At 64.7% G+C, this 20,871-nt stretch carries 23 protein-coding genes and 1 pseudogene; 19 read left to right on the forward strand and 5 right to left on the reverse strand.

The annotated features are described in order from the left end of the window. Positions 1-312: pseudogene (locus BOO71_RS27895) on the forward strand (IS4 family transposase); the annotation flags it as partial. A 49-nt stretch (positions 313-361) separates the two neighbouring features. Here BOO71_RS27895 and BOO71_RS14865 read toward each other — a convergent pair. After that, a complete protein-coding gene (locus tag BOO71_RS14865; protein WP_075833733.1) occupies positions 362-1,072 on the reverse strand; it encodes a hypothetical protein in 711 nt (236 codons plus the stop codon). A 199-nt stretch (positions 1,073-1,271) separates the two neighbouring features. Between BOO71_RS14865 and ccsA the strand changes: the two genes are divergently transcribed. The 10 genes from ccsA to BOO71_RS14915 all read left to right on the forward strand — a co-directional run bounded on the left by ccsA (position 1,272) and on the right by BOO71_RS14915 (position 8,373). Then, on the forward strand, positions 1,272-2,012 hold the full coding sequence (ccsA, locus tag BOO71_RS14870) for a cytochrome c biogenesis protein CcsA (protein WP_075833735.1): 741 nt from the start codon (positions 1,272-1,274) through the stop codon (positions 2,010-2,012). Next, positions 2,005-2,133, forward strand: a complete 129-nt coding sequence (gene ccmD / locus BOO71_RS14875; RefSeq protein ID WP_075833737.1) for a heme exporter protein CcmD — start codon at positions 2,005-2,007, stop codon at positions 2,131-2,133. Before ccsA ends, ccmD begins: the two co-directional genes overlap by 8 nt. Further along, positions 2,130-2,597: a cytochrome c maturation protein CcmE gene (gene ccmE, locus BOO71_RS14880; protein WP_083653466.1), complete on the forward strand. Its 468-nt coding sequence runs from the start codon at positions 2,130-2,132 to the stop codon at positions 2,595-2,597. The genes ccmD and ccmE overlap by 4 nt, the downstream gene beginning before the upstream one ends. A 57-nt stretch (positions 2,598-2,654) precedes the next feature. After that, positions 2,655-4,637: a heme lyase CcmF/NrfE family subunit gene (locus tag BOO71_RS14885; protein ID WP_075833739.1), complete on the forward strand. Its 1,983-nt coding sequence runs from the start codon at positions 2,655-2,657 to the stop codon at positions 4,635-4,637. 39 nt (positions 4,638-4,676) lie between these two features. Further along, positions 4,677-5,255, forward strand: coding sequence for a TlpA family protein disulfide reductase (locus BOO71_RS14890; protein WP_075833741.1), 579 nt, complete (start codon positions 4,677-4,679; stop codon positions 5,253-5,255). Then, positions 5,252-5,833, forward strand: coding sequence for a cytochrome c-type biogenesis protein (locus tag BOO71_RS14895; RefSeq protein WP_254843177.1), 582 nt, complete (start codon positions 5,252-5,254; stop codon positions 5,831-5,833). The genes BOO71_RS14890 and BOO71_RS14895 overlap by 4 nt, the downstream gene beginning before the upstream one ends. Next, a complete protein-coding gene (locus BOO71_RS14900) occupies positions 5,830-6,873 on the forward strand; it encodes a c-type cytochrome (protein ID WP_075833745.1) in 1,044 nt (347 codons plus the stop codon). The genes BOO71_RS14895 and BOO71_RS14900 overlap by 4 nt, the downstream gene beginning before the upstream one ends. A gap of 217 nt (positions 6,874-7,090) precedes the next feature. Beyond that, the gene (locus tag BOO71_RS14905) at positions 7,091-7,654 is read left to right on the forward strand and encodes a Rieske 2Fe-2S domain-containing protein (RefSeq protein WP_075833747.1); all 564 of its coding nucleotides are present in this window, start codon (positions 7,091-7,093) and stop codon (positions 7,652-7,654) included. Positions 7,655-7,663: 9 nt separating this feature from the next. Continuing rightward, complete coding sequence (locus BOO71_RS14910) at positions 7,664-7,894, forward strand: KTSC domain-containing protein (protein WP_075833749.1); 231 nt, start codon at positions 7,664-7,666, stop codon at positions 7,892-7,894. 5 nt (positions 7,895-7,899) lie between these two features. After that, positions 7,900-8,373: a GNAT family N-acetyltransferase gene (locus BOO71_RS14915; RefSeq protein WP_075833785.1), complete on the forward strand. Its 474-nt coding sequence runs from the start codon at positions 7,900-7,902 to the stop codon at positions 8,371-8,373. A 204-nt stretch (positions 8,374-8,577) separates the two neighbouring features. On the opposite strand, the gene BOO71_RS14920 is transcribed toward BOO71_RS14915, so the two are convergent. Together BOO71_RS14920 and BOO71_RS14925 are read right to left on the reverse strand one after the other, a co-directional pair. Continuing rightward, a complete protein-coding gene (locus tag BOO71_RS14920; RefSeq protein ID WP_075833752.1) occupies positions 8,578-8,877 on the reverse strand; it encodes a hypothetical protein in 300 nt (99 codons plus the stop codon). Positions 8,878-9,155: 278 nt separating this feature from the next. Beyond that, positions 9,156-11,570: a glycoside hydrolase family 31 protein gene (locus BOO71_RS14925; RefSeq protein ID WP_075833754.1), complete on the reverse strand. Its 2,415-nt coding sequence runs from the start codon at positions 11,568-11,570 to the stop codon at positions 9,156-9,158. 289 nt (positions 11,571-11,859) lie between these two features. On the opposite strand from BOO71_RS14925, the gene BOO71_RS14930 reads away from it, so the two are divergent. Together BOO71_RS14930 and BOO71_RS14935 are read left to right on the forward strand one after the other, a co-directional pair. Beyond that, positions 11,860-12,858, forward strand: coding sequence for an MBL fold metallo-hydrolase (locus BOO71_RS14930; protein ID WP_075833757.1), 999 nt, complete (start codon positions 11,860-11,862; stop codon positions 12,856-12,858). 129 nt (positions 12,859-12,987) lie between these two features. Further along, on the forward strand, positions 12,988-13,455 hold the full coding sequence (locus BOO71_RS14935) for a hypothetical protein (protein ID WP_029477688.1): 468 nt from the start codon (positions 12,988-12,990) through the stop codon (positions 13,453-13,455). Positions 13,456-13,531: 76 nt separating this feature from the next. On the opposite strand, the gene BOO71_RS14940 is transcribed toward BOO71_RS14935, so the two are convergent. Continuing rightward, on the reverse strand, positions 13,532-14,179 hold the full coding sequence (locus BOO71_RS14940; protein WP_075833759.1) for an SRPBCC family protein: 648 nt from the start codon (positions 14,177-14,179) through the stop codon (positions 13,532-13,534). A 108-nt stretch (positions 14,180-14,287) separates the two neighbouring features. Beyond that, complete coding sequence (locus tag BOO71_RS14945; RefSeq protein ID WP_075833761.1) at positions 14,288-14,512, reverse strand: hypothetical protein; 225 nt, start codon at positions 14,510-14,512, stop codon at positions 14,288-14,290. Positions 14,513-14,731: 219 nt separating this feature from the next. Between BOO71_RS14945 and BOO71_RS14950 the strand changes: the two genes are divergently transcribed. From BOO71_RS14950 to BOO71_RS14970, 6 genes are all read left to right on the forward strand, one after another. Beyond that, positions 14,732-15,658 (forward strand): DMT family transporter, encoded by a 927-nt coding sequence (locus tag BOO71_RS14950; RefSeq protein ID WP_075833763.1) that lies wholly within the window; start codon positions 14,732-14,734, stop codon positions 15,656-15,658. Next, positions 15,655-17,157, forward strand: a complete 1,503-nt coding sequence (locus BOO71_RS14955) for an ABC transporter permease subunit (RefSeq protein ID WP_075833765.1) — start codon at positions 15,655-15,657, stop codon at positions 17,155-17,157. Before BOO71_RS14950 ends, BOO71_RS14955 begins: the two co-directional genes overlap by 4 nt. A gap of 116 nt (positions 17,158-17,273) precedes the next feature. Next, complete coding sequence (locus tag BOO71_RS27050; RefSeq protein WP_139322963.1) at positions 17,274-18,005, forward strand: CBS domain-containing protein; 732 nt, start codon at positions 17,274-17,276, stop codon at positions 18,003-18,005. A gap of 10 nt (positions 18,006-18,015) precedes the next feature. Then, positions 18,016-20,124 (forward strand): phenylacetic acid degradation bifunctional protein PaaZ, encoded by a 2,109-nt coding sequence (gene paaZ, locus BOO71_RS14960; protein ID WP_075833767.1) that lies wholly within the window; start codon positions 18,016-18,018, stop codon positions 20,122-20,124. Positions 20,125-20,188: 64 nt separating this feature from the next. Continuing rightward, entirely contained in the window at positions 20,189-20,578 is a 390-nt protein-coding gene (locus tag BOO71_RS14965; protein WP_075833769.1) for a glyoxalase, read from the forward strand. Next, on the forward strand, positions 20,575-20,796 hold the full coding sequence (locus BOO71_RS14970; protein WP_075833771.1) for a hypothetical protein: 222 nt from the start codon (positions 20,575-20,577) through the stop codon (positions 20,794-20,796). Before BOO71_RS14965 ends, BOO71_RS14970 begins: the two co-directional genes overlap by 4 nt. The last annotated feature ends 75 nt before the right edge of the window (positions 20,797-20,871 follow it).

The raw sequence follows: 20,871 nt of genomic DNA on the forward strand, positions 1-20,871 counted from the left end.
GTGTTTCGCGATGCCAAGCAGTTCGCAGGGCTGACCACATGCCAGCTCCGCAAGACGCAGGCTCTGGAAAATCACTGGAATGCTGCGTTCTTTGCACTCAGTCTGGGCCGGGCTGAAATGCTCCTGGAGGCCAGCGGCCTCCAGGGTCGCCCGGTCACTTCGCTGGTGTTTTCCTACGAGGACATCAAGCGGCGGGCCTTCAATCGACTGTTTGCGTGGCGAATACTGAGCAATCTCGGTCTTCAGGCGAGATTTGCTGAATTGGAAAAACATCCATCCAGGCCGCTGGATCTGGGAGTCAAAGCAGCTTAGAGCTGGTCAAAACTGTCCGAACCATTGATTAGACCCTTTGACAGAGTCCCTACTCCTGCGCCACCAGCAGCAAAGCCCGCCCGTCGTGATCCCCCGTCGTCTCTGTGGGCGAGTTGATGGCCGAATCCAGATTCAGATAGCCCTGCGGTTTGTAGACCGTCTTCGCGGCCAGTTGCTTGCTCAGGTCCTCGCGGGCCACCTGAAACGAGCTGTAGGGGTGGCCGGGGGTGGGCAGCCAGCGGAAGTTCTCGCGGCTGAAGGAGGCGATAAAGATGGTCTTGCCGCTCATCTCAAATGGCCCGAACACGCGCCCGTGGTTGTTGGCGTCGTACCACGGACCGTCGCTGAAGGCCAGCCCCTTGCCCTGCGGAAACTGACCCCTCAACTCGCCGTTCAGGAAGCCGTAATAGCCGTCGCTGTGCATATTTTTTGGACCGTAACCTGCTTTATTCATGGCGTCCTGCATCCGGCGGGTGGCGTCTTCGGGCGTCTTCGCAATGGGATCAATCATCACCACGTTGATTGGCTCGCGCAGGGTGCGGCCTCCCACCTTCTCGCCCAGCCAGGTGGCGTTTTCCAGATTCTTGGTGATCATCCAGCGGCCCAGATCGCCCACGCCGTCCACCTTTTGCGCCACGTCGCCGGGTGCGGCGCGGAAGCTGGCGGGGTCAGGCAAGGGGACGGTCTGGGCGGGCGCGCAGGCGGCCAGGGTCAGGGTGAGGGCGCAGAGGGAGAGAAGTGGCAGGGAACGCTTGAACATGGGTGGACCTCCAGAGAGAAGAACGGCAGTGATTTCGCGCAGAATAGGGCATTTTTTACCTTCTCTGCCGTATAAAAAGGGGGACACTCGCACTTGTATGAATTCGCCGCAAGCGCGATTCTGGAGCAATGAAACGGGCAGATCAGCCCCGGCGCAGTTCACCGCCGAGATGCAGGCAACCTCTTAAACTAGGAGCCAGATGACCACCAAAAGCAGCATTAAAAAAGGAAATCTCATGACGACGTTGCTGGGCGGGGCCACCGTGGTCACGCTGGCGGTGGCGATTGTGCTGGGTCTGGCCGCGCCGCTGGACGTCAATCAGGGTTCGCTGGTGCGCCTGATGTTCGTGCATGTGCCGAGCGCGTGGCTCAGTTATCTGGCCTACGGCGGCACCGGATTGTTTGGTCTGCTGTACCTGATTCAGCGCCAGCGCCGCTGGGACCGTCTGGCCCTGGCCAGCGCGGAAATTGGCGTGCTGTTCACGGTGGTCACCATTGTCGGCGGGATGCTGTGGGCCAAACCCACCTGGGGCACGTACTGGGTCTGGGACGCCCGCCTGACCACCACGGCGCTGAGTCTGGTGGTCTACGGCGGCTACCTGCTGATCCGCACCCTGATTGACGATCCCGAACGCCGCGCCCGCGTGTCGGCGGTGGTGGGCATCGTGGGGACGCTGTACGTGCCGGTCAATTACATGGCCGTGGAGTGGTGGCGCGGCGTCCACCAGACCCAGACCCTCAAGCTGCTGGGCAAGGTGCGCTTTGACGCCGCCCCGGTCTACGGCTGGGTGCTGCTGATGGCGGTGGTGGCCTTCACCTTCCTGTACCTGTACCTGCTGCGGGTGCGCGGAACGCTGGCCGCCCGCGAGGAAGCCCGCGAGGAGCGCGAGCTGATGGAAGACCTGGGTGCGCCGGGTGTGGTGGGGGCGTCTCATGGATAAGTACAGCGTTTATGTGATCGTCGTGTACGCCGTGACCTTCGTGCTGCTGCTGGGGTATCTGGTGTGGCTGTGGGCGCGGCTGCGGGCCGTGAAGGACGAAACAGGCGAGGTTCCGAGATGAGCCAGTCGACGCCTCAGAATCCGCTGCCCCGCGCCCGTCAGCGCCGCCGCAATCCGTTGCCCGTCGTGCTGGGTGTCACCGCTCTGGTGGGCCTGACCGCCTTCATCGCCTTCGGGAACCTGAACAAGAGCCTGGAATACTTCGTGACCCCCACCGAGTACTCGCAGCAGAAGGCCGAGCTGGAAGGCCGCCCCATTCGCATCGGTGGACTGGTGCGGGCGGTGGATTACAACCCGCAGACGCTGGACCTGAAGTTCGTGGTCTCGGATGGCGGGGCCAGTTTTCCGGTGCAGTACAGCGGGGCCGTGAGTGATCTGTTCAAGGAAAATCAGGGCGTCGTGGTGCGCGGCGAGTTCCAGGGCAACACCTTTCACGCGCAGGAACTGATCGTCAAGCACAGCGAGGAATACAACGTTCCCAAGACGCAGACCGAGCTGAAGGACATGCTTCAGCAGACGCAGTAATGGGGGCGGGACAAGTTCTGATCGCCTCCCGCGCTCTGCATTCCTGGAGGAACACCCATGCTTAATCTGATTTCCTTCCAGTCCAGCGCCCTGGGTTCGCTGGGGCAGATCGCGCTGTTGGGCGCGCTGGCCTTCACGCTGGCGGGGCTGGCGCTGGCCTTCGTGGGCGGCGTCCGGGCCGACGCGCGGGTGGTGGAGGCGGCGCGTCGGGCGACGTGGGCCGTCTTCGCCCTGGTTACGCTGGGCATCCTGGTGCTGCTGGTGGCGCTGCTGAAAGACGACTTCACGGTGCGCTACGTGGCCGAACATTCCATGCGGGCCTCGCCCACCTGGATTAAGATCACCAGCCTGTGGGGCGCGCTGGAAGGCAGCATTCTGCTGTGGGCGTGGCTGCTGTCGGGCTTTGCGTTCATCCTGTCGCTGACGCTGCGGCGCGACGCCCTGCGGCCCTGGGCGCTGGGGACCATGTTCGTCAGCCTGCTGTTCTTCGTGGGGCTGTGCGCCACCATCGCCTCGCCGTTCACGCCTGTCTCTGGCCTGCTGGCCGATGGGCGCGGCCCCAATCCGGCCTTGCAGAACCACTGGATGATGGCCGTTCACCCGGTCCTGCTTTACCTGGGCTTCGTGGGCCTGAGCGTGCCGTTTGCCTACGCGGTGGCCGCCCTTGTCACAGGCCGACTCTCGGATCACTGGGTAGTGGTCACGCGCCGCTGGACGCTGGTGGCCTGGGTCTTCCTGACCGCCGCCATCGTCGCGGGCGGCTGGTGGAGTTACGAGACGCTGGGCTGGGGCGGCTACTGGGCGTGGGACCCGGTGGAAAATGCGTCCTTTATCCCGTGGCTGCTGACCACCGCCTTCCTGCACAGCATCCAGATTCAGGAAAAGCGTGGGCTGATGCGCTCGTGGAACGTGTGGCTGATCGTGCTGGCGTATTCCAGCACCGTGCTGGGCACCTTCCTGAACCGCAGCGGCATCGTCCAGAGCGTCCACGCCTTCGCGGGCGGTCCGGTGGGTCCGGTGTTTCTGGGCTTCCTGGCCTTCCTGCTGATCGTGGGTATCGGTCTGGCAGCGTGGCGTGCGCCCGCATTGCGCGATGAGGCAGAGGTTCCCGCCCCGATCAGCCGCGAGGGCGCGTTTCTGGCGGGCAACTGGCTCTTTTTAGTCTTCGCCTTCATGGTGCTGCTGGGCACGCTGTTTCCTACCTTCGTGGAAGCCGTGCAGGGCCGCCGCGACGCCAGCGTGGGGCCAGCCTTCTACAACGCCTTCGCCATCCCACTGGGCCTGGGGCTGATGCTGCTGATGGGTGTGGGACCGCTGCTGCCCTGGCGACGTGCCGACGGTCAGGGGCTGATGCGGGCGCTGGTGCCACTGCTGGCTTCCGGCGTGGGCGCGGCGCTGATCGCCTTCGTGTTCGGCATTCGCGCGACGGGCGTGCTACTCACCATTGCGCTGGCGGCGTACAACATCGTCGGGCTGGGCCTGCTGACCGCCCGCGCGGCGCGGCAGAGTGGTGGCCTGGGCCGGACGCTTCAGGCGCAACCCCGCCGTTATGGGGCGTACACCGCGCATATCGGTCTGGTGGTGCTGGCGCTGGGCCTCGCCTTTAGCGGCGCGTACCGTCAGGATGCCCAGGCCACGCTGAACCTGCGGGCCGCCGCCCCCATCACCCTGCTGCACGAGCAGTTGGAATTGACCGGGCTGCGGCAGCAGGACCGGGGCTTTGGGACTTCCGCCATCGCGTCCGTGTCCATTGACGGCAAGCCTTTTGAGGCGCGGTTGAATACCTACGTTCAGGCTCCTGGCACCCTCTTTCCCGCGCCTGCCGTGCGTTATGGCGCGCTGGGCGACACCTATCTGGTGGTCACGAGTATTGACCCCAAGGGCCAGTGGGCTAGCATCCGCCTGATTGAAAGCCCGCTGGTGTCGTGGATCTGGTGGGGCACGCTGATCATCTGCCTGGGCGCGGGTCTCACGCTGGTCAGCCCGGCGCGGCCTGTGCTGCGCGCGGCCCCCGCTGGGCTGGCCCCGGCGACGGACTAGAGAGGCAGGGGCAGGCTGAACCGCCATTGAGAGTTGACTATGACTGACACACCTTCCACCCAGACAACCAAACCCAATCCCGCTCCCATCTGGAAGCGTGCCATTCCTCCCTTGATCGCGGCGGCGCTGGTGGGTGTGCTGGGTTACACGCTGCTCAGCCCGGCCAAGAACGTCACCACGGGCGGCCCGCTGATCGGCAAGGCTGCGCCCGCCTTTACCCTGACCAGTCTGGACGGCGTTCCCATCAGTCTGGCCAGCCTCAAGGGCCGCCCCGTCGTCCTCAATTTCTGGGCGTCGTGGTGCGGTCCCTGCCGCGAGGAAGCGCCGCTGTTCCGCGAACTGGGAACGCAGCAGACGGCGGACGGTGTGGCGATTCTGGGCATCCTGTTTCAGGAAACAAAAGAGCAGAATGCCCGCGATTTTATCAAGGAATACGCGCTGGCCTATCCCAACCTGCGGGACCCCGGCATCAACACGGGCGTGGATTACGGCGTGTCTGGCATTCCCGAAACGGTCTTTATTGACAAGGCGGGCATCGTGCAATTCATGGACCGGGGCGGCCTGACCCGTGAACGCCTGAACGCGGGGCTGGAGAAGATCGGTGTGAAGGGGATATGACGGGGCGTATGGGAATAGAAGTCCTTGCTCCCTCCCTCCTCGCGGGGGAGGGCCGGGGAGGGGGGGCAGTTCAGCAACGGACCCGCCCCAGCCGCACCTTGCGTCTCCTCCCCGCCGCTCTCTGTCTCCTCCTCTCCTTCGCCCATGCCGCCGCCCCCACCACGCCGCCCGCCACCCTGGCTCCCGCGCAGGAGCAACGCGCCGTCGCCATCCAGAGGAATCTGCGCTGCCCGCTGTGCGACACCGGGGAATCCATCGCGGAATCGCGCAGCGACATCAGCATCAAGATGCGCTCCTCGGTGCGCGAACAGATCGTGGACGGGCGTAGCGATTCGGAGATCTACACCTTCTTCTCGCAGCGCTACGGCAACTTCGTGCTGCTGGACCCGCCCAAGACCGGGCGCAATCTGCTGCTGTGGAGCGCGCCGTTGCTGGCGCTGGCTGGTGGAGGCGCGGTGCTGTGGGCCTTTCTGCGCCGCAAGGGAACGGCTGCCCCGGCCAGCGCGGCACAAGATGCCGAACCCTACGACTCCTACCTGGATCAGGTGCGCCGCGACACGGGCGGAGGTCCGGGGTGATTTTCAGCCTGATTCTGCTGGTGCTGATTGTGGCCGCAGCCTTGTGGCTGGTGCTGGAACCCCTGCGCCGCGCCGCCCCCGAAGACCCAGACGCTCCCGAACGCGCAAGGTTGATGGCCGAGCGGGACCGCCTCTACGGTGAACTAAACACGCTGGAAGACGAGAGCCGTCGCCCCGATCTGGAACGCCGCGCCGCATTGACTTTGCGCGCTCTGGACGCCCTGCCTCCCGCCTCTAAAGCCGGAAATCCGGCCCGTTCGCGCACGCTGGCGCTGATCGGCGTGGGGGTGGCCGCGCTGCTGACGGTGGCAGGCGCGCTGACCTTCATTCCGCGCTGGCAACTGGCTTCGCTGGACGCGGGCGAGGCCGGGAAGGTGCAGGCGGTCCTCAAACTCCCCGGCCTGAAGGCGACGGCCCAGCGCACGGAAAAGAACGCCGATTATCTGGCCTGGGGCCGCGCCGCCTTTGATTCGTCCAATTACGATCAGGCGGTCAGCGCTTATGGCAATGCCCTCAAGACCGATCCACGCCAGCCGGAAGCGCTGCGCCGCCTGGGTATTTTGCTGCTCACACGCGGCGAACAGACCGGACAGCAGCTCAGCACCGAGGACGCCCAGCGCGCCGCCCTGCTGATCCGCACCGCCGCCCAACTTGCCCCCAAAGAACCTGAATCTCAGCTTCTGCTGGGCTTCGCGCTGTCCCGCTTCGGGCAGGATCAGGAGGCGCTGGCGGCGCTGGAGCGCTACCGCACCCTAGACCCTGCCGGACGCGACGCCGACGACGTGATTACGGCCATTCGCGCCCGCCTCAACCAGAGCGATCCGGCGCTGAGCCTGTACGCCGGAAGCTGCGCCTCGTGCCACGGCGCGTCCGGCGCGGGCGGCATCGGCCCCAGCCTGCGCGAATCTACCCTGAGCCGCGCGGCCCTGCGGAGCATCACCGTGAACGGCAAGGGGGCCATGCCCGCCTACCCGAACCTGACCGACGCCCAGCTTGGGCTGCTGCTGGACCTGCTGGAAAAATGGCAGAAGGAGGGGTGATGGTTGGGCTATGGGCTGTGGGTTGTGGGTTGTGGGAAAAGACAGGCGAAGCCTTATCTTTGCCCCCTCGCCCCTTGTGGGTGACTCGTAGAACTGCGGAGCAGAGGGAGGGAGCCGCAAAACGGCGGAAGGATGAGGGGGCCACCGGGCAAGCCGCGACTTCGGCAAGTTCTAGAGGCCGTTCCCACACCCCACACCCCACAGCCCACAACCGCTGATGCCCTCCCGCCGCGCCATCCTCGAAAAATGGTGGCTGTTGCCTGTCGCGGCCACTGCCGGGGCCTTCGGCTACATGGGCTGGTACGCCACCCGCGTCACGCTGGGCAAGCAGAAGGCTGGAGCGCCGGAGTTTCAGGCGGCGGCGGCGCAGCGAATTGCGCCCCTGACTGACTTGAAGACCGAGTGGGCCGATGTGAGCTTTACCTACGCGGGCCGTCCCTGTGCGCTCTTGCGTGTGCCGCAGGCGGTGGTGGGGGGGCTGGAACTGCCGGAAGGTGGGCATCTGGTGGCGTACTCGCGCGTCTGCACGCACCTGGGCTGCACGGTCAATCTGGTGCGTGACCCGGAAATCCTGGCCTTCGCCTTCAATTACCGTCCCCCGCGCGACGCCCAGCATCCACAACTGGGCTGCCGCTGCCATTTCAGCGTGTTTGACCCCTTGCAGGCCGGGGACGCGGTATTCGGCAAGGCCAACGGCCCGCTGCCCCGCGTGCGGCTGGAACTGCGGGGGGGCGACATCTGGGCGACGGGCATCGAACCCGCCCCGAATCAGGACGGCTAGACTGTACCCATGAGCGGCGTGACCCTGCATCCCGTGGATTCCAGCATGATGAGCCACATCGGCTATGACCCGGCCAGCAAAACCCTGACCATCCTTTTTCACAGCGGCAAGCTTTACGACTATGACGGTGTGCCGCAGGAGGTCTACGAACGGTTTCTGGCGGCATCCTCGCAGGGATCGTTTTTCAGGAACGAGATCGATGACTGCTATGAATACCGTCAGGTGCGCGGGCGGCGTTGAGCGGCGTGACCCTGACTTCCGGCGACGATCTGGCCGCGTCGGGTGTGCTGATCGCCGCCGCCCTGCATCTCAAGGCGCGTGGTGAACCCTTGTGGCCTGAAAGCAGCCTGACGCCCGAACGCCTCGCCCGTCATTACCCGAAAGGCGGCTGGCGTGTGGTCTGGCGCGGCGGCGTGGCGGTTGGCTGTCTGTGTCTGCTGGAATCGGACCCGCTGTTCTGGCCGGATGATGCTGCGGAGGAGGCCCTGTATCTGCACAAACTGGCCGTCCACCCGGAGGCACGCGGACAGGGCTGGTCGGCCCTGCTGTTGCGGGAAGCCGTGCGCGAGGCGGCAGAACGTGGCAGGCCCTGGCTCAAGCTGGATACGGCCACTGCCCGGCCCAGACTGCGCGCCATCTACGAGGATTTCGGCTTCCAGAGCGTCGGCCAGCGCACCGTGAAGGGCTTTGACGTGACGCTGTACCAGTTGCCCACCTGAACAGCAATACGGACTCCGATTGAATCGTTTGCAAAAACGATGAAATCCGAGCGGATGCGAGAAGGAGAAGGACGGGTTCCGGGCGTGAAGTTGACGAACCGGAGCTTTCCCGGTTTGTTAACGAAACAGACGGAATCCGTATAAGCGGGCGAGGCCGGAGCAACACGCTCTGGCCTCGCCTGAATGAAATGGAGAGTTGAAAATTCAGCGCCGCCCCACCATATCTGCGCCTTTCAGAAGTGCGTCCTGCGCCCGTTCCAGCCCCTGCACCAGCTCGGCCATCTGCCTGATCTGGCTGCTCACCAGCAAGAACTCGGCGGGTGTGGTCCAGCCGGGACGTGGAATGATCTTCAGCAGCTTTTCCAGGCGGTCCGATGCCGCCAGTTCGCGCTGCATGGCCCGCAGCGACTCGATCTCACGGCCCAGTTGTTTGAGGTCGTGGCTGGGGTTGATGATTCCGGCGGGTTCATGGACTTTGCCTGTGCTGTGCGCGGCTTGCTGCATCCTGGTCTCCTCCCTGTGGCGTGGAGGCGCGGTTCCATTCCCTGGCTCCCCCCCGGAAGTGGTCTGGAACCGCGCTTGAGAACAGTGTCGGACAGGCACCGTGATCGGACCATGATCGGAAGGGTCTGGCCCGTGACCGGCCTATACGGATTCCGTCTGTTGCGTTAACAAACCGGGAAAGCTCCGGTTCGTTAACTCCACGCCCGGAACCCGTCCTTCTCCTTCTCGCATCCGCTCGGATTTCATCGTTTTTGCAAACAATTCAATCGGAGTCCGTATTACTCCACCCAGGTCACCGTGATCTCTTCCCAGCGGGCAGGCAGCGTCAGGCGCAGCACGCCGTCCTCGTAGGAGAAGGAGGCGGCTCCGTGGACCTCGCGGATCGGTTCCAGGCCGATGATGTGCAGAACCTCGCGCTGTTCGGGCAGGGCGGCCTCGCCCTCGGTCTCGCGGCGGATGCTCAGCGTGCCGCCTTCGCGGTCCCCCACCAGACGGGTAAAGCGGCCCTCGGTAGGACCGTCCCCGGCGTCCTCGTACAGGTGGCCCACGAAGCCGGTCTCGCCCAGGTGGGCCAGCCAGGTCACGCGCTGCCAGCGGGCCTGCGTGGTGTGGGCGGCGGGTTCGGTCAGCGGCAGGGCCTCGCCCGCTTTCAGGTACAGCGGCAGCGTGTGCAGTGGCGCGTCGGCGGTCACGTAGGCTGGGCCGTCGTGGATGGCCCCGAATTCGGCCAGATTGAACACGGAGGCCCAGCGCCCCGCCGGGAGGTACACCTGCCGTTTGCTGTGGCCCGCCGCCATCACCGGGGCCACCATCAACCCCTGGCCCAGCAGATATTGACTGTCGGCGCGCAACGCATCCTCGTCGCCCGCGTGGTGCAGCGCCAGCGGGCGCAGGATCGGCAGCCCGGTGCGGCTGGCCCCATATGCCAGCGTGTACAGGTGCGGCAGCAGGCGGTAACGCAGTTCCAACGCAGCGTGAATGACACTGGTGTACGGCTCGCCGAAGCGCCACGGTTCCTGGTCCGCCGTACCCTGAGCCGAGTGGTTGCGCAGGAAGGCGTAGCCCACCGCCGCCTGATACCAGCGGGCCAGCAGTTCCCCGGTGGTATCGCCGCCGAAGCCGCCCACGTCCGCCGCCGCAAACGGGATTCCGCTCAGGCCCAGCCCACCGATCATCGGCAGGCTGAGGGCCAGATGGGACCACGTCGCGGCGTTGTCCCCGGTCCACACCGTGGCATGGCGCTGAATCCCCGCGTACCCGGCCCGTGAGATGATCCACGGGCGAATCTGCGGGCTGTACTTGGCATACCCGGCGCGGCTGGCCTGACTCATGGGGTTGGCGTAGACGTTGTGCATCTCCAGGTGGCTGTGGGCACCGTGCAGGGCGTCGTAGGGCAGCGTCTTGCCTTCCGTTTCCCTGGCTCCACCTTTGTCGGTCAGGGCCAGCGAGAAGCAGGCGGGTTCATTCATGTCGTTCCACTGGCCCTGGATTCCGGCGTCGGTGAACAGCTTGTGCCGCGCAGCCCACCACGCCACCACTTCCGGGCGGGTGAAGTCTGGGAACACTGCTGGATCGGGCCAGACCTCTCCTACCAGCACGTCGCCGCGCGCGGTGCGCACCAGGTAGTCGTTCTTCAGGGCTTCCTCGTAGACGTCGTAGCCCGGCTCGGCCTTGATGCCCGGATCGATGATCGGCACTAGCTTGACGCCTTCCTTGGCGGCCTCTTTCACGAACGCCTTGAGGTCCGGGAAACCCGCGCGGTTGACCGTCCAGACCTTGAAGGCGTCCATGTACTCGATGTCGATGTACACGCTGTCCAGCGGCAGATCGCGCTCGCGGTAGCCCTGAATCACGGCCCGTAAGTCGTCCGCCGTGCGGTAGCCCCAGCGGCTCTGCGCGGCCCCCAGCGCCCACAGCGGGGGCATCGGGGAATAGCCGGTCAGATCGGCGTAGCGGCGCAGCACGTCTGCCGGGCGCGGTCCGGCCAGCACGTACACGTCCAGCTCTGGCCCTGCCGAGGCGAAGTCCAGCGCGTTGGGATTGGTGCGCGCCACGTCCGCCGTCATGCGCCACGTCTCGTCCACGAAAATTCCGTGGGCGCGTTCGCCCTGTACCACCGTGGTAAACGGCACGCTGATGTACAGCGGATCGGTGTCGGCGTGGTGCGGGTAGCAGTCGGTGTTCCAGAACGTGAGGTGCATGCCGCGTTTGTCCAGTGGCCCCACGCGCTCGCCGAAGCCCAGGTAGGCCGCGCCGTCGGGGGCATCAATACTCAGGCGGCTGCGGCGCAGGTTGAAGCGCTCGGCGTCTAGCGCGGGGCGGGCTGTGGGCGCGTCGCCGTTCCAGTCGGGCACGCTGGTCAGTTCGCGTTCCTGCTTGCCGTCCGGGTTTTCCGTGACCCGCCACGCGCCGCTCACGCGGTTCAGATGCAGGGTCAATCCACCGCCGCCCACGCGCAGGGTTTCGCCGTCCTCCTGCACGCTCAGGCGTTCGGCTTCGGGGAGATCGGGGCGCAGGGCGAAACTGCGTTTCTCGCCCAGGCGGGGGAAGCTCAGGCCGTTTGCGCGTGCCTGCGGGGCCAGCCGCACCCGCAGCACCCCCGGCAACGGCGCGCTGACCACCAGCACGTCTGTTTCGCCCCATACGCGCACCTGCGCGCCGCCGCTTTCCATCACGAACTGGCCTAATCTCATTGTTCACAGAGTAGCGTTTTGGTGCAGGCTGAGCGACTTGAATCAATGCAGAATTGGTTTTTTGGGTGGCCGCCACGGCTTAACCCCTCCGCCCCTTCGGGGCACCTCCCCTTAGAAGGGAGGCGAGAGTCGTGGAATTGCTGTGTCAGTCGCGCACTTTTGGCTCCCCTTGAGGGAAGCAGACTGGCTGGCACAGCTCCGTAGGAGAGGGATGCGCCTTCCAACTGGCCGCACACTCATCCCCCACACCTGACTTTCCGTGCCTGGGCCGGGTGCTAGCCTGCCGGGCATGACTGCCCCTGGTTCTCCGGTGCTGACCCCTATCGTGGGCACGCTGCACGCGCTGCAAGTGCCGATTCCCTACCCCATGAAAACCGTGACCGTATTGATCGATAAGCCGGAAGACGGCCAGGTGACCCTGATCGACACGGCGCTGGACACCCCTGAAGCGCAGGCGGCCATCTCGGCGGGCCTGAACGAACTGGGCCTGGACTGGAAGGATGTCGAGCGGGCCATCATCACCCACCACCACCCGGACCATTACGGGCTGGCAGGCGTCGTGGAGGAGCGCAGCGGCGCGCAGATTCAGATGCTGGACGTGGAAATTGGGCGCGGCGAACGCTACTGGCATCTGTGGGAGGAATGGCTGCCCGGCCACCTCAAGCACATGCGCGATCACGGATTGCCCCCGGAATCCCTGGAGGGCATGGGCGCGGACAACCGCCGGGGCCGGGACCGGGTGCAGCCGGCCAAAAACGTGACGCCGCTGCGCGAGGGCCAGAACGTCTCGCTGGCCGGGCGCGACTGGGAGGTGCTGTGGCTGCCCGGTCACGCCGACGGCCACCTGGGATTGTGGAGTGCCGACGACAGCATTCTGATCGCCGGGGACGCCATCCTGCCGCGCATCAGCCCCAACGTGGGCCTGTACGCCTACACCCGCCCCGATCCGCTGGGCGACTACCTGCAAACGCTGGGCAAGCTGGAAGCGCTGAACCCGGATCAGGCCGTCGTGGGGCATCACGGTCCCGTCATGACCGGTGTACAGGCCCGCGCCCGCGAACTCCGCAGCCACCACCATGAGCGGCTGGATTTCATCAAGGCCGAGGCCGGAAAGGAACCCCGCAGCGCCTATGACCTGTCGCTGGCGATGTTCAACCGCGAACTGAATGTCAGCGGACGCCGCTTTGCCCTGGCCGAGACGCTGGCCCACGCCGAACACCTGCGCCTGCTGGGCCAGCTTTACCGCACCTGGCAGGAAGAGGACGGGATGTGGATTTACCACGCGTGAGAAGAGGCAGGGCAGGGGCCTGAGTCTCCCACCCGTTCAGACCTGCACTCATGCCCGATCTGACGCCTGGGCCGTCCAAAGAGCGCTTTCTTCCGGTTGCGCCCGCAGCCAGCCTCTATACTCCCCGGCATGACGGCCCCCCAGTCCGAATTGCAGCGGATCGTGTCTGCGCTGCAAGCCAGCGGTTTGACCGTTGAATCCGTGGAAGACGGCGCGATGATCCAGCACGGCGAGTCCCGCGTGGCCCTGTTCGCCGACGCGGACCATCAGGGCGGCGTGATCGTCAGATTCCACCTGGACCTCGATCTGTATGTGGAGGAAGACAGCCTGCCCGAGATCCTGATGGGCATGAACCTGCTCAACCAGGGTCTGGACTACGGCATCCTGAATCTGGACCCGGTGGAACCCGACGAGGACGAGGAACCGGACGAGGACGCGCCGCTGGCCTTTGCCGTGCTGGGCCGCAGCGTCCTGTGGCTGCCCGATCTGGGCGTGGCCGAACTGGACCGCCTGCGCGAACATCTGCGCCGCTTCGAGGCGGAAGTAACCGACGCGATGGAGCGCACCCTGCACGGCAGCAAGGGCCTGAGCGCGTAGGCGTTGGCGTTTCTGGCAGAACAAAAAAGAGGCCGGAGCATTCACGCCCCGGCCTCTTTTTTTGTTCAAGTCCCGCTCAGTTCTTGTCGCTGCCCTCGAAGGTGGCCTTGAACTTCTGGAGGTCCTCGGCGATCTGCTGGCTGGGTTCCTCGCCGAACAGCTTGGCGACGGCTGCGCCCAGCGGGCCTGCCGGGGGACGGTAGCTGAGGGCCACATGCACGCGGGTTCCGCCGTTGGGCAGTTCCTCGAATTGCACGCTGCCCGCGTTGTCCACGGTTGCGCCGGGTAAGGAGTGCCAGCCGATGCGCTGGCCGGGCTTGTCGTTGACGATCTCGGCTTCCCACTCGACATGCGTGCCCAGCGGGGCCTTGGCGACCCAGCGGCTGCGCTTGTCGTCCAGCTCGGTCACGCTTTCCAGATGGCTCATGATCTTGGGCAGGTTTTCCAGCTTGCGCCAGTAGTCGTAGACCGCCTGGGTGGGCTTGTCGATGACCACGCTGTGTTCCACGAAAATGGGCTTGGAGGTGGTTGCGCCGCCCCCGCCCACCGCCGCCATCACCGGGTCGTTGCCCGTGGCCGCGCGGTAGGCCAGATATCCGCCCACTGCCGCCATTCCCAGGCCCAGCACGCCGCGCTTGCGCAGGCCCATCAGCAGCAAAGCGCCGCCCGCTGCCCCGCTGATCATGCGGGTCTGGTCCATTCCACTGTTTTCTGTTTTCGTCATGGTTGATCCTCCGTTAACCGGCAGTCTAAGGGCTGGGCGTGGGGGGGCGGTGAAAGGTAAACCAAACCAGAATATGCGCGGGGGTGGCTGCCTGCCGCCGCCCCGGATTCAGGACTCAGGTTCGGGTGCGGGCGTGCCCTGTTGCTCGTGCTGCTCCTCGATCTCGGCGGTGGCGGCCTGATCTGCGGCGGTGGCCGGGCCGCCCTGCAAGGCGGGATCGAGGTTGGTGTTGGCCCCGTAGGTGCTGGCCGCGCCGCCCTCGTGGGTGTCCATGTCAATGGGTGTGCTGGCGGTTTCCGGGGTGCTGGACGTGGTGGGTTTTCCCTCTCCCATAGCTGTATCCCTCCTGAAGTGCCGATTTGAAGGTGCCGATTCAAAGGTAAGCGGATTAAAAACTGCGTTAAGGGCATCTTTCCGCACCGGGCCGGGGATGGGGTGTGTGGCCCTTGGTCTGGGGTTGATCTGGGCGGCGGCAGAGTGGAGACGTGGCGGCGAAAAAGAGAGGCACACACCCCCCCTGCCCCCTGCCGCATGCTTTACCCTGGCAGGCGTATGAGCGCTGTCCCGCCCGCCCGCCCCGAAGGTTTAGATGCTGTGTCCCTGACGGCCATTCTGGTGACCATCGTGTTCTGGGCCTCGGCCTTCGCGGGCATCCGGGCCGGGCTGGAGGCGTTCTCGCCGGGGCATCTGACGCTGTACCGCTTTCTGGTGGCGGCGGTGGCGCTGGGCGTGTACGCGCTGGTCACGCGCATTCCGCTACCCAGTACGGGCGATCTGGCGCGCATCTTCGGCCTCAGTTTCATGGGGATCACGCTGTATCACGTCCTGCTCAATTACGGCGAGGTCAGCGTGCCCGCCGGGACCGCCAGCCTGATCATCGCAGCGGGGCCAGTGATCACAGCACTTTTAGCAACCCGTTTTGGCGGCGAGCGCCTGAACATGGTGGGCTGGCTGGGCACCCTGATCAGCCTGGGCGGCGTGACCCTGATCGTGCTGGGCAGCGGGCAGGGGGTGAGCTTCACGCAGGGGGCGCTGCTGATCCTGGGGGCGGCGCTGTTCACCAGCATCTATTTCGTGTTCCAGAAACCGCTGCTGAGGCGCATGAATCCGCTGCACTTCACGGTCTGGTCCCTGCTGCTGGGCATGTTGCCCATGCTGGTCTTTCTGCCCGGTTTCGTGGGCGAGTTGCGGGCCGCGCCGCTTTCGGCCCATCTGGCGCTGATCTATCTGGGGCTGTTTCCCTCCGCGCTGGCGTACCTGACCTGGACCTTCGCGCTGTCGCGGGTTCCGGCCAGCACCACCACGTCGTTTCTGTACATCAGCCCGGTGCTGGCTATCCTGATCGCGCTGGTGTGGCTGGGTGAAGTGCCCAAAACCGTCACGCTGCTGGGCGGCGCGGTGGCGATTGCCGGGGTGGTGCTGGTGAACACGCTGGGCCGCCCGAAGAAAATCCCCCTCCAGGAGGCCGTGAAAGCATGAGCGCCCCTGCCACCGAACTGCTGCCCGCCCCACCCGCCGACGCGCCGATTGTGCTGGAGAACGTGAGCGTGCGGCTGGGCAGCGAACTGATCCTGAACGGCGTGAATCTGGACGTGCGCCGGGGCGAGTTCCTGGCGCTGATCGGCCCCAGTGGCGGTGGCAAAAGCACCATCCTGCGCGTGATCGCTGGTCTGCTGAAACCGCAGTCCGGCGTGGTGCGGGTGGAGTCGGCCCCGGCGCTGGTGTTTCAGGATTACCGCCTGTTGCCGTGGCGCACAGCGCTGCGGAACGTGGCCCTGCCCGCCGATCTGGGGGCCGGTGGCGGGTTGCCCCCCAAAGAGGCATTGCATCTGGTGGGCATGGACGCCTACGCGGGTTACTTCCCGGCGCACCTTTCGGGTGGGATGCGGGCGCGGGTGGCGCTGGCCCGCGCACTGGCCCAGAGCGGCGACGTGCTGCTGCTGGACGAGCCGTTCGCCGCTCTAGACGCCCTGGTCCGCGAACGCTTCAACGACGAACTGCGCCACCTGCACGAGAAGACCGGGCGCACCACCGTCCTCGTGACCCATTCCATCCGCGAGGCGGTGTGGCTGGCAGACCGGGTGGCCGTGCTGCGCGACGGCAAGATCGTGGAGATTCTGGACACGCGCGGCGAGGGCCGGGTCAGCGCCTACACCGACGGCCTGGAAGCGCACCTGCGCGGCGTGCTGGGCACGGGGGACAGCACCCGCCTGCGAACCCCCGTCCGCGAACGCCTCAGCCTGTCGGGGCTGCTGCCGCTGGCCGCGATTGCGCTGGGGCTGCTGGGCTGGCAACTGGCGGCCACACGCCTGAATCAGCCGTTCCTGCTGCCCACACCCGCCGCCGTATGGCGCGAATTGACGGGCACTTTCCCCGAACTGGCCGCCGCCTTCTGGGTCACAGCCCGCACCGCGCTGGCCGGACTGTTCATCGGCGGTCTGGTGGGCGTGCTGATCGGCTATCCGCTGGCAAAATTTCGCCCGCTGGAACGCTTCTTCAGTCCGTTTATCATTGCGGCGCAGAGTACGCCCATCGTGATCCTCGCGCCGCTGCTGGTGTCGTGGCTGGGCTTCGGCTTCTTTCCCGCCGTGGTGGTGTCGGCCCTGAGTGCTTTGTACCCGATCATGATCGCCACCCTGGTCGGCGTGCGCGAGGTGGACCGCACCTTCTACGAACTGTTCAGAAGCCTGCGGGCCACGCCGCTGCAACGGCTGACGCGGCTGGAATTGCCGGGAGCGCTCCCCGTAATGCTGGGCGGACTCCGGCTGGCCGCCAGCCTCGCCCTGATCGGCGCGGTGGTCTGGGAATTCGTGGACGCCAACCAGAAGGGGCTGGGGCTGGCCGTGCAGGTGGCCGGAACGTACCAGAACAAGGCCGCGCAATTTGCCGCGATTGCCCTGCTGATCCTGTTCGGCGTGCTGATCTATACCGTGATTACCGGGCTGGAACGCGGCGTGATGCGTCGGCGGGGGCGCTGAGAGGGAGATTGGCCTGAACCCCAAATGCTCCTCAGTGCATCCCGTATGCTGATTTTCAGTCTTCCTGAATCAAATCCACTCACTCTTTCCAGTACGGCCAAAAGTGCGAGGTCAATATGCCCCCTGTCGCCTACCCACTCTCTCCTGACGAGGCTGCCTATTTTCTCAGCTTGTTTCGCCGCGCGCGATATCAAGTTCTCGATGACGCCGAGGACTTCCGCTCGGTATGTTTTGCCTTAGAAGAATTAGGCTGCCGACTAAAAGGAAAAAATTTACGGAGCCTGTCCAAATATAAAGAGGTTCTAACTAGAATCATTTGCACCAAGTCAAAAAATGAGTTTTCAGTATTTTTTGAAATGGTGAAAATTGCTAGAAATGAAGCATCACATAGAGGAGTTTTCGCAAGAAATTTAGCAAGTAAGTCGCTAAAAATTTGTATTTTTATCGAAAAGGAGCTGTTAGAGATGACTACGAGTGTAAGACATCTGATGTCTGAGAACGTCATTTTCATTGAGCCATTTTTTAGATTATCTAAAGTTAGAGAAATTATGCTCGAAAATTCTTTTTCGTATTTACCAATTATTTTAAATGGGCAGTATTATTTCATCAGTGATTTCAATATTGCTAAAATTTGGCATGAAAATAAAAATAGCGATGCAATCCGATATAACACTGAGATAAAATCCTGTGTTTCAGAGAGCGATCTCTTATCTGCGGATGAGTTACTAAGTAACGATAAGATAGACGAAGCATTTAAGAAAATCAGAGATAGACCAGCACTGGTGTTTAACGGAACACATAAAAACAGGTCTCTGGTGGGAATACTTGCACCGTTCGACCTTCTTTAAAGGAGTCCCCATGACCACCCAAACCCAGATTCTCCGCCCCGCCTCCTATATTTCCGGTCAGTGGCACGTCAACGTCGATGGGCAGACCCTCGTGGACGCCGTGTATGGCCGCCCCGTTGCCGTAATTTCCTCTGAAGGCGTGGATTTTGCCGGGGCGCTGGCGTATGGCCGCAAGGCGGGCGCGGCGCTGCGGAAGATGACCTTCCACACGCGGGCGCGGGCGCTGAAGGCCCTGGGCCTGTACCTGATGGAGCGCAAGGAGGAGTATTACGCCCTGAACCTGCTGACCGGCGCAACCCGCCGCGATGGCTGGGTGGACATCGAGGGCGGCATCGGCACCCTGCTCAGTTACAGCAGCATGGCCCGCCGCGAACTGCCCGACGAGCGCTTTTTGCCCGAGGGGAAAGTGGAGACGCTGGGCCGGGCCGGAACCTTCGTGGCCCGTCACCTGCTGGTCCCGCGCGAGGGCGTGGCCGTGCAGATCAACGCCTTCAACTTCCCGGTGTGGGGGATGCTGGAAAAACTCGCCCCCGCCTTCATTGCCGGAATGCCCAGTCTGGTCAAGCCCGCCCCCCAGACCGCCTACCTCACCGAGCGCGTGGTGCGCGACATCATCGAATCCGGCCTGCTGCCCGAGGGGGCGCTGCAACTGGTGATCGGTGAGCCGGGCGACTTGCTCGATCATGTGCGCGAGCAGGACATGGTGGCCTTCACGGGTTCGGCGGCGACGGCGGCCAAGCTGAAGGTCCACCCCAACATCATCGCCCATTCGGTGCCGTTCAACGCCGAGGCCGACAGCCTGAACGCCTCCGTGCTGGGCCTGACCGTCACCCCCGACAGCCCCGAATTCATGCTGTATGTCAAGGAGGTGGCCCGCGAGATCACCGGCAAGGCGGGCCAGAAATGCACCGCCATTCGCCGCGCCATCGTGCCGTCGGGGCTGGTGGAGGCCGTGACCGAGGCGCTTCGCAAGGAGCTGGGCAAGGTGACTTTGGGCGATCCTGCACGCGACGACGTGCGAATGGGCGCGCTGGTCAGCGTGGAGCAGCGGGACCGCGTGCGGCAAACGCTGGAGGAACTGGGCAAGGAGGCGCGAGTCGTGATCGGCGGCGGTGCGGAAAGCGAACTGCTGGGCGGGGACCGCGAGAAAGGCGCGTTCCTCGATCCCACGGTGCTGCTCTGCGATTCGCCCCTGACCGCCACCGCGCCGCACGAGCTGGAAGCCTTTGGCCCGGTGGCAACATTGCTGCCCTACGACTCGCTGGACGACGCCATTACGCTGGCGCGCATGGGACGTGGTTCGCTGGTGGGCAGCGTCATCACGCATGACCGCGCAGAGGCCACCGAGCTGGTGCTGGGGCTGGCGAGTACGCACGGGCGCATTCTGGTCCTTAACCGCGACGACGCGAAGGAAAGCACCGGCCACGGCTCTCCGCTGCCCGCTTTGCTCCACGGCGGCCCCGGACGCGCGGGCGGCGGCGCGGAACTGGGCGGTATTTCCGGCGTCAAGCATCACATGAACAAGGTGGCGGTGCAGGCCGATCCCACGACGCTGGCCGCCATTACCCGCGAATTCGTGCCGGGGGGCGAGGTGCGCGAAGACGTGATCCACCCCTTCCGCAAGAGTTTCGATGAAATCCAGGTTGGGGACAGCCTTCTGACGCACCGCCGCACCGTCACCGAGGCCGACATCGTGAATTTTGCGGGCCTGACCGGTGATCACTTCTATGCCCATGTGGACGAGATCGGCGCGAGGGAAGGCATTTTCGGCAAGCGGGTGGCGCACGGCTACTTCCTGATCTCCGCCGCCGCCGGGATGTTCGTTTCGCCCGCGCCGGGGCCAGTGCTGGCCAACTACGGGCTGGAAAACCTGCGTTTCGTGGAACCCGTCGGCATCGGCGACACCATCCGCACCCGCCTGACCTGCAAGCGCAAGATTCGCAAGGACCTGCGCCCGGACGACAAGCAGCCGACAGGCGTGGTGGAATGGCATTCCGAAATCACCAACCAGAACGATGAACTCGTCGCCACCTACGACATCCTGACCCTGGTGGTACGGGCGCGCGACAGCTTCGATCCTCCAGCCCAGAGTGGGGGAGAGGGGGCGGCGCAGGCGTAATCCCGAAATGTTGTCTCTGAAGTAGTAGCAAGCCGATTCGATTCTGCTTGCTACGCTTTCTTATATGGCAACCCTGATTACCGGATTCGATCACTATCAAGTCGAAGCCCCCGCCGGATGCGAGGCTGCCGCCCGCGCCTTTTACGGCGGCTTTCTGGGATTGCCAGAGCTGCGGAAACCCGCTGCCTTCCTCAACAACGGCGGCGTGTGGTTTGCCCTGCCTGACGGGCGGCAGCTTCATGTGGGCGTCGCCCCTGACTTCGTGCCGCGCGAGAAGGGGCATCCGGCGCTGCGTTGCGACGATATTGTCGCGTTCGGGGCGCACTGCGACGCGCACGGCGTTTCCTATGTCTCCGATGCGGAGGCGGGCATTCCGCGTGTGTTCCTCAAAGACATCTTCGGCAACCGGCTGGAAGTCGTCGAGGGTTCGCACCCCAGCGTTCTGCTGGAATGACGGAGGACGCGCGGGGAGAGCTGCTGGACGGGCGTTTCGATTACCGGGCGCTGAAGGACGGGCGGGTGATCGTGTCCCATTACGGGCGACCTGTGACGACCCTGGCGGGCAAGGATGCCGAGCGGTTCTTGAAGCGTGCCGGGGGTCTGGAAGACCACGCCGCGCAACTGCTGATGGCGCGCGTGACCGGGAATTTCAAGCGGGGCAACGAGCGCTGAGAGGGGGGCCGTGCAGGCTGTCCCCATCACGCTTGCGCTCTTTTCTGGCGGCGTCCGAATCTCCCGGCGCGCTGT

The organism is Deinococcus marmoris, assembly GCF_001949125.1.
Taxonomy (GTDB): domain Bacteria; phylum Deinococcota; class Deinococci; order Deinococcales; family Deinococcaceae; genus Deinococcus; species Deinococcus marmoris_A.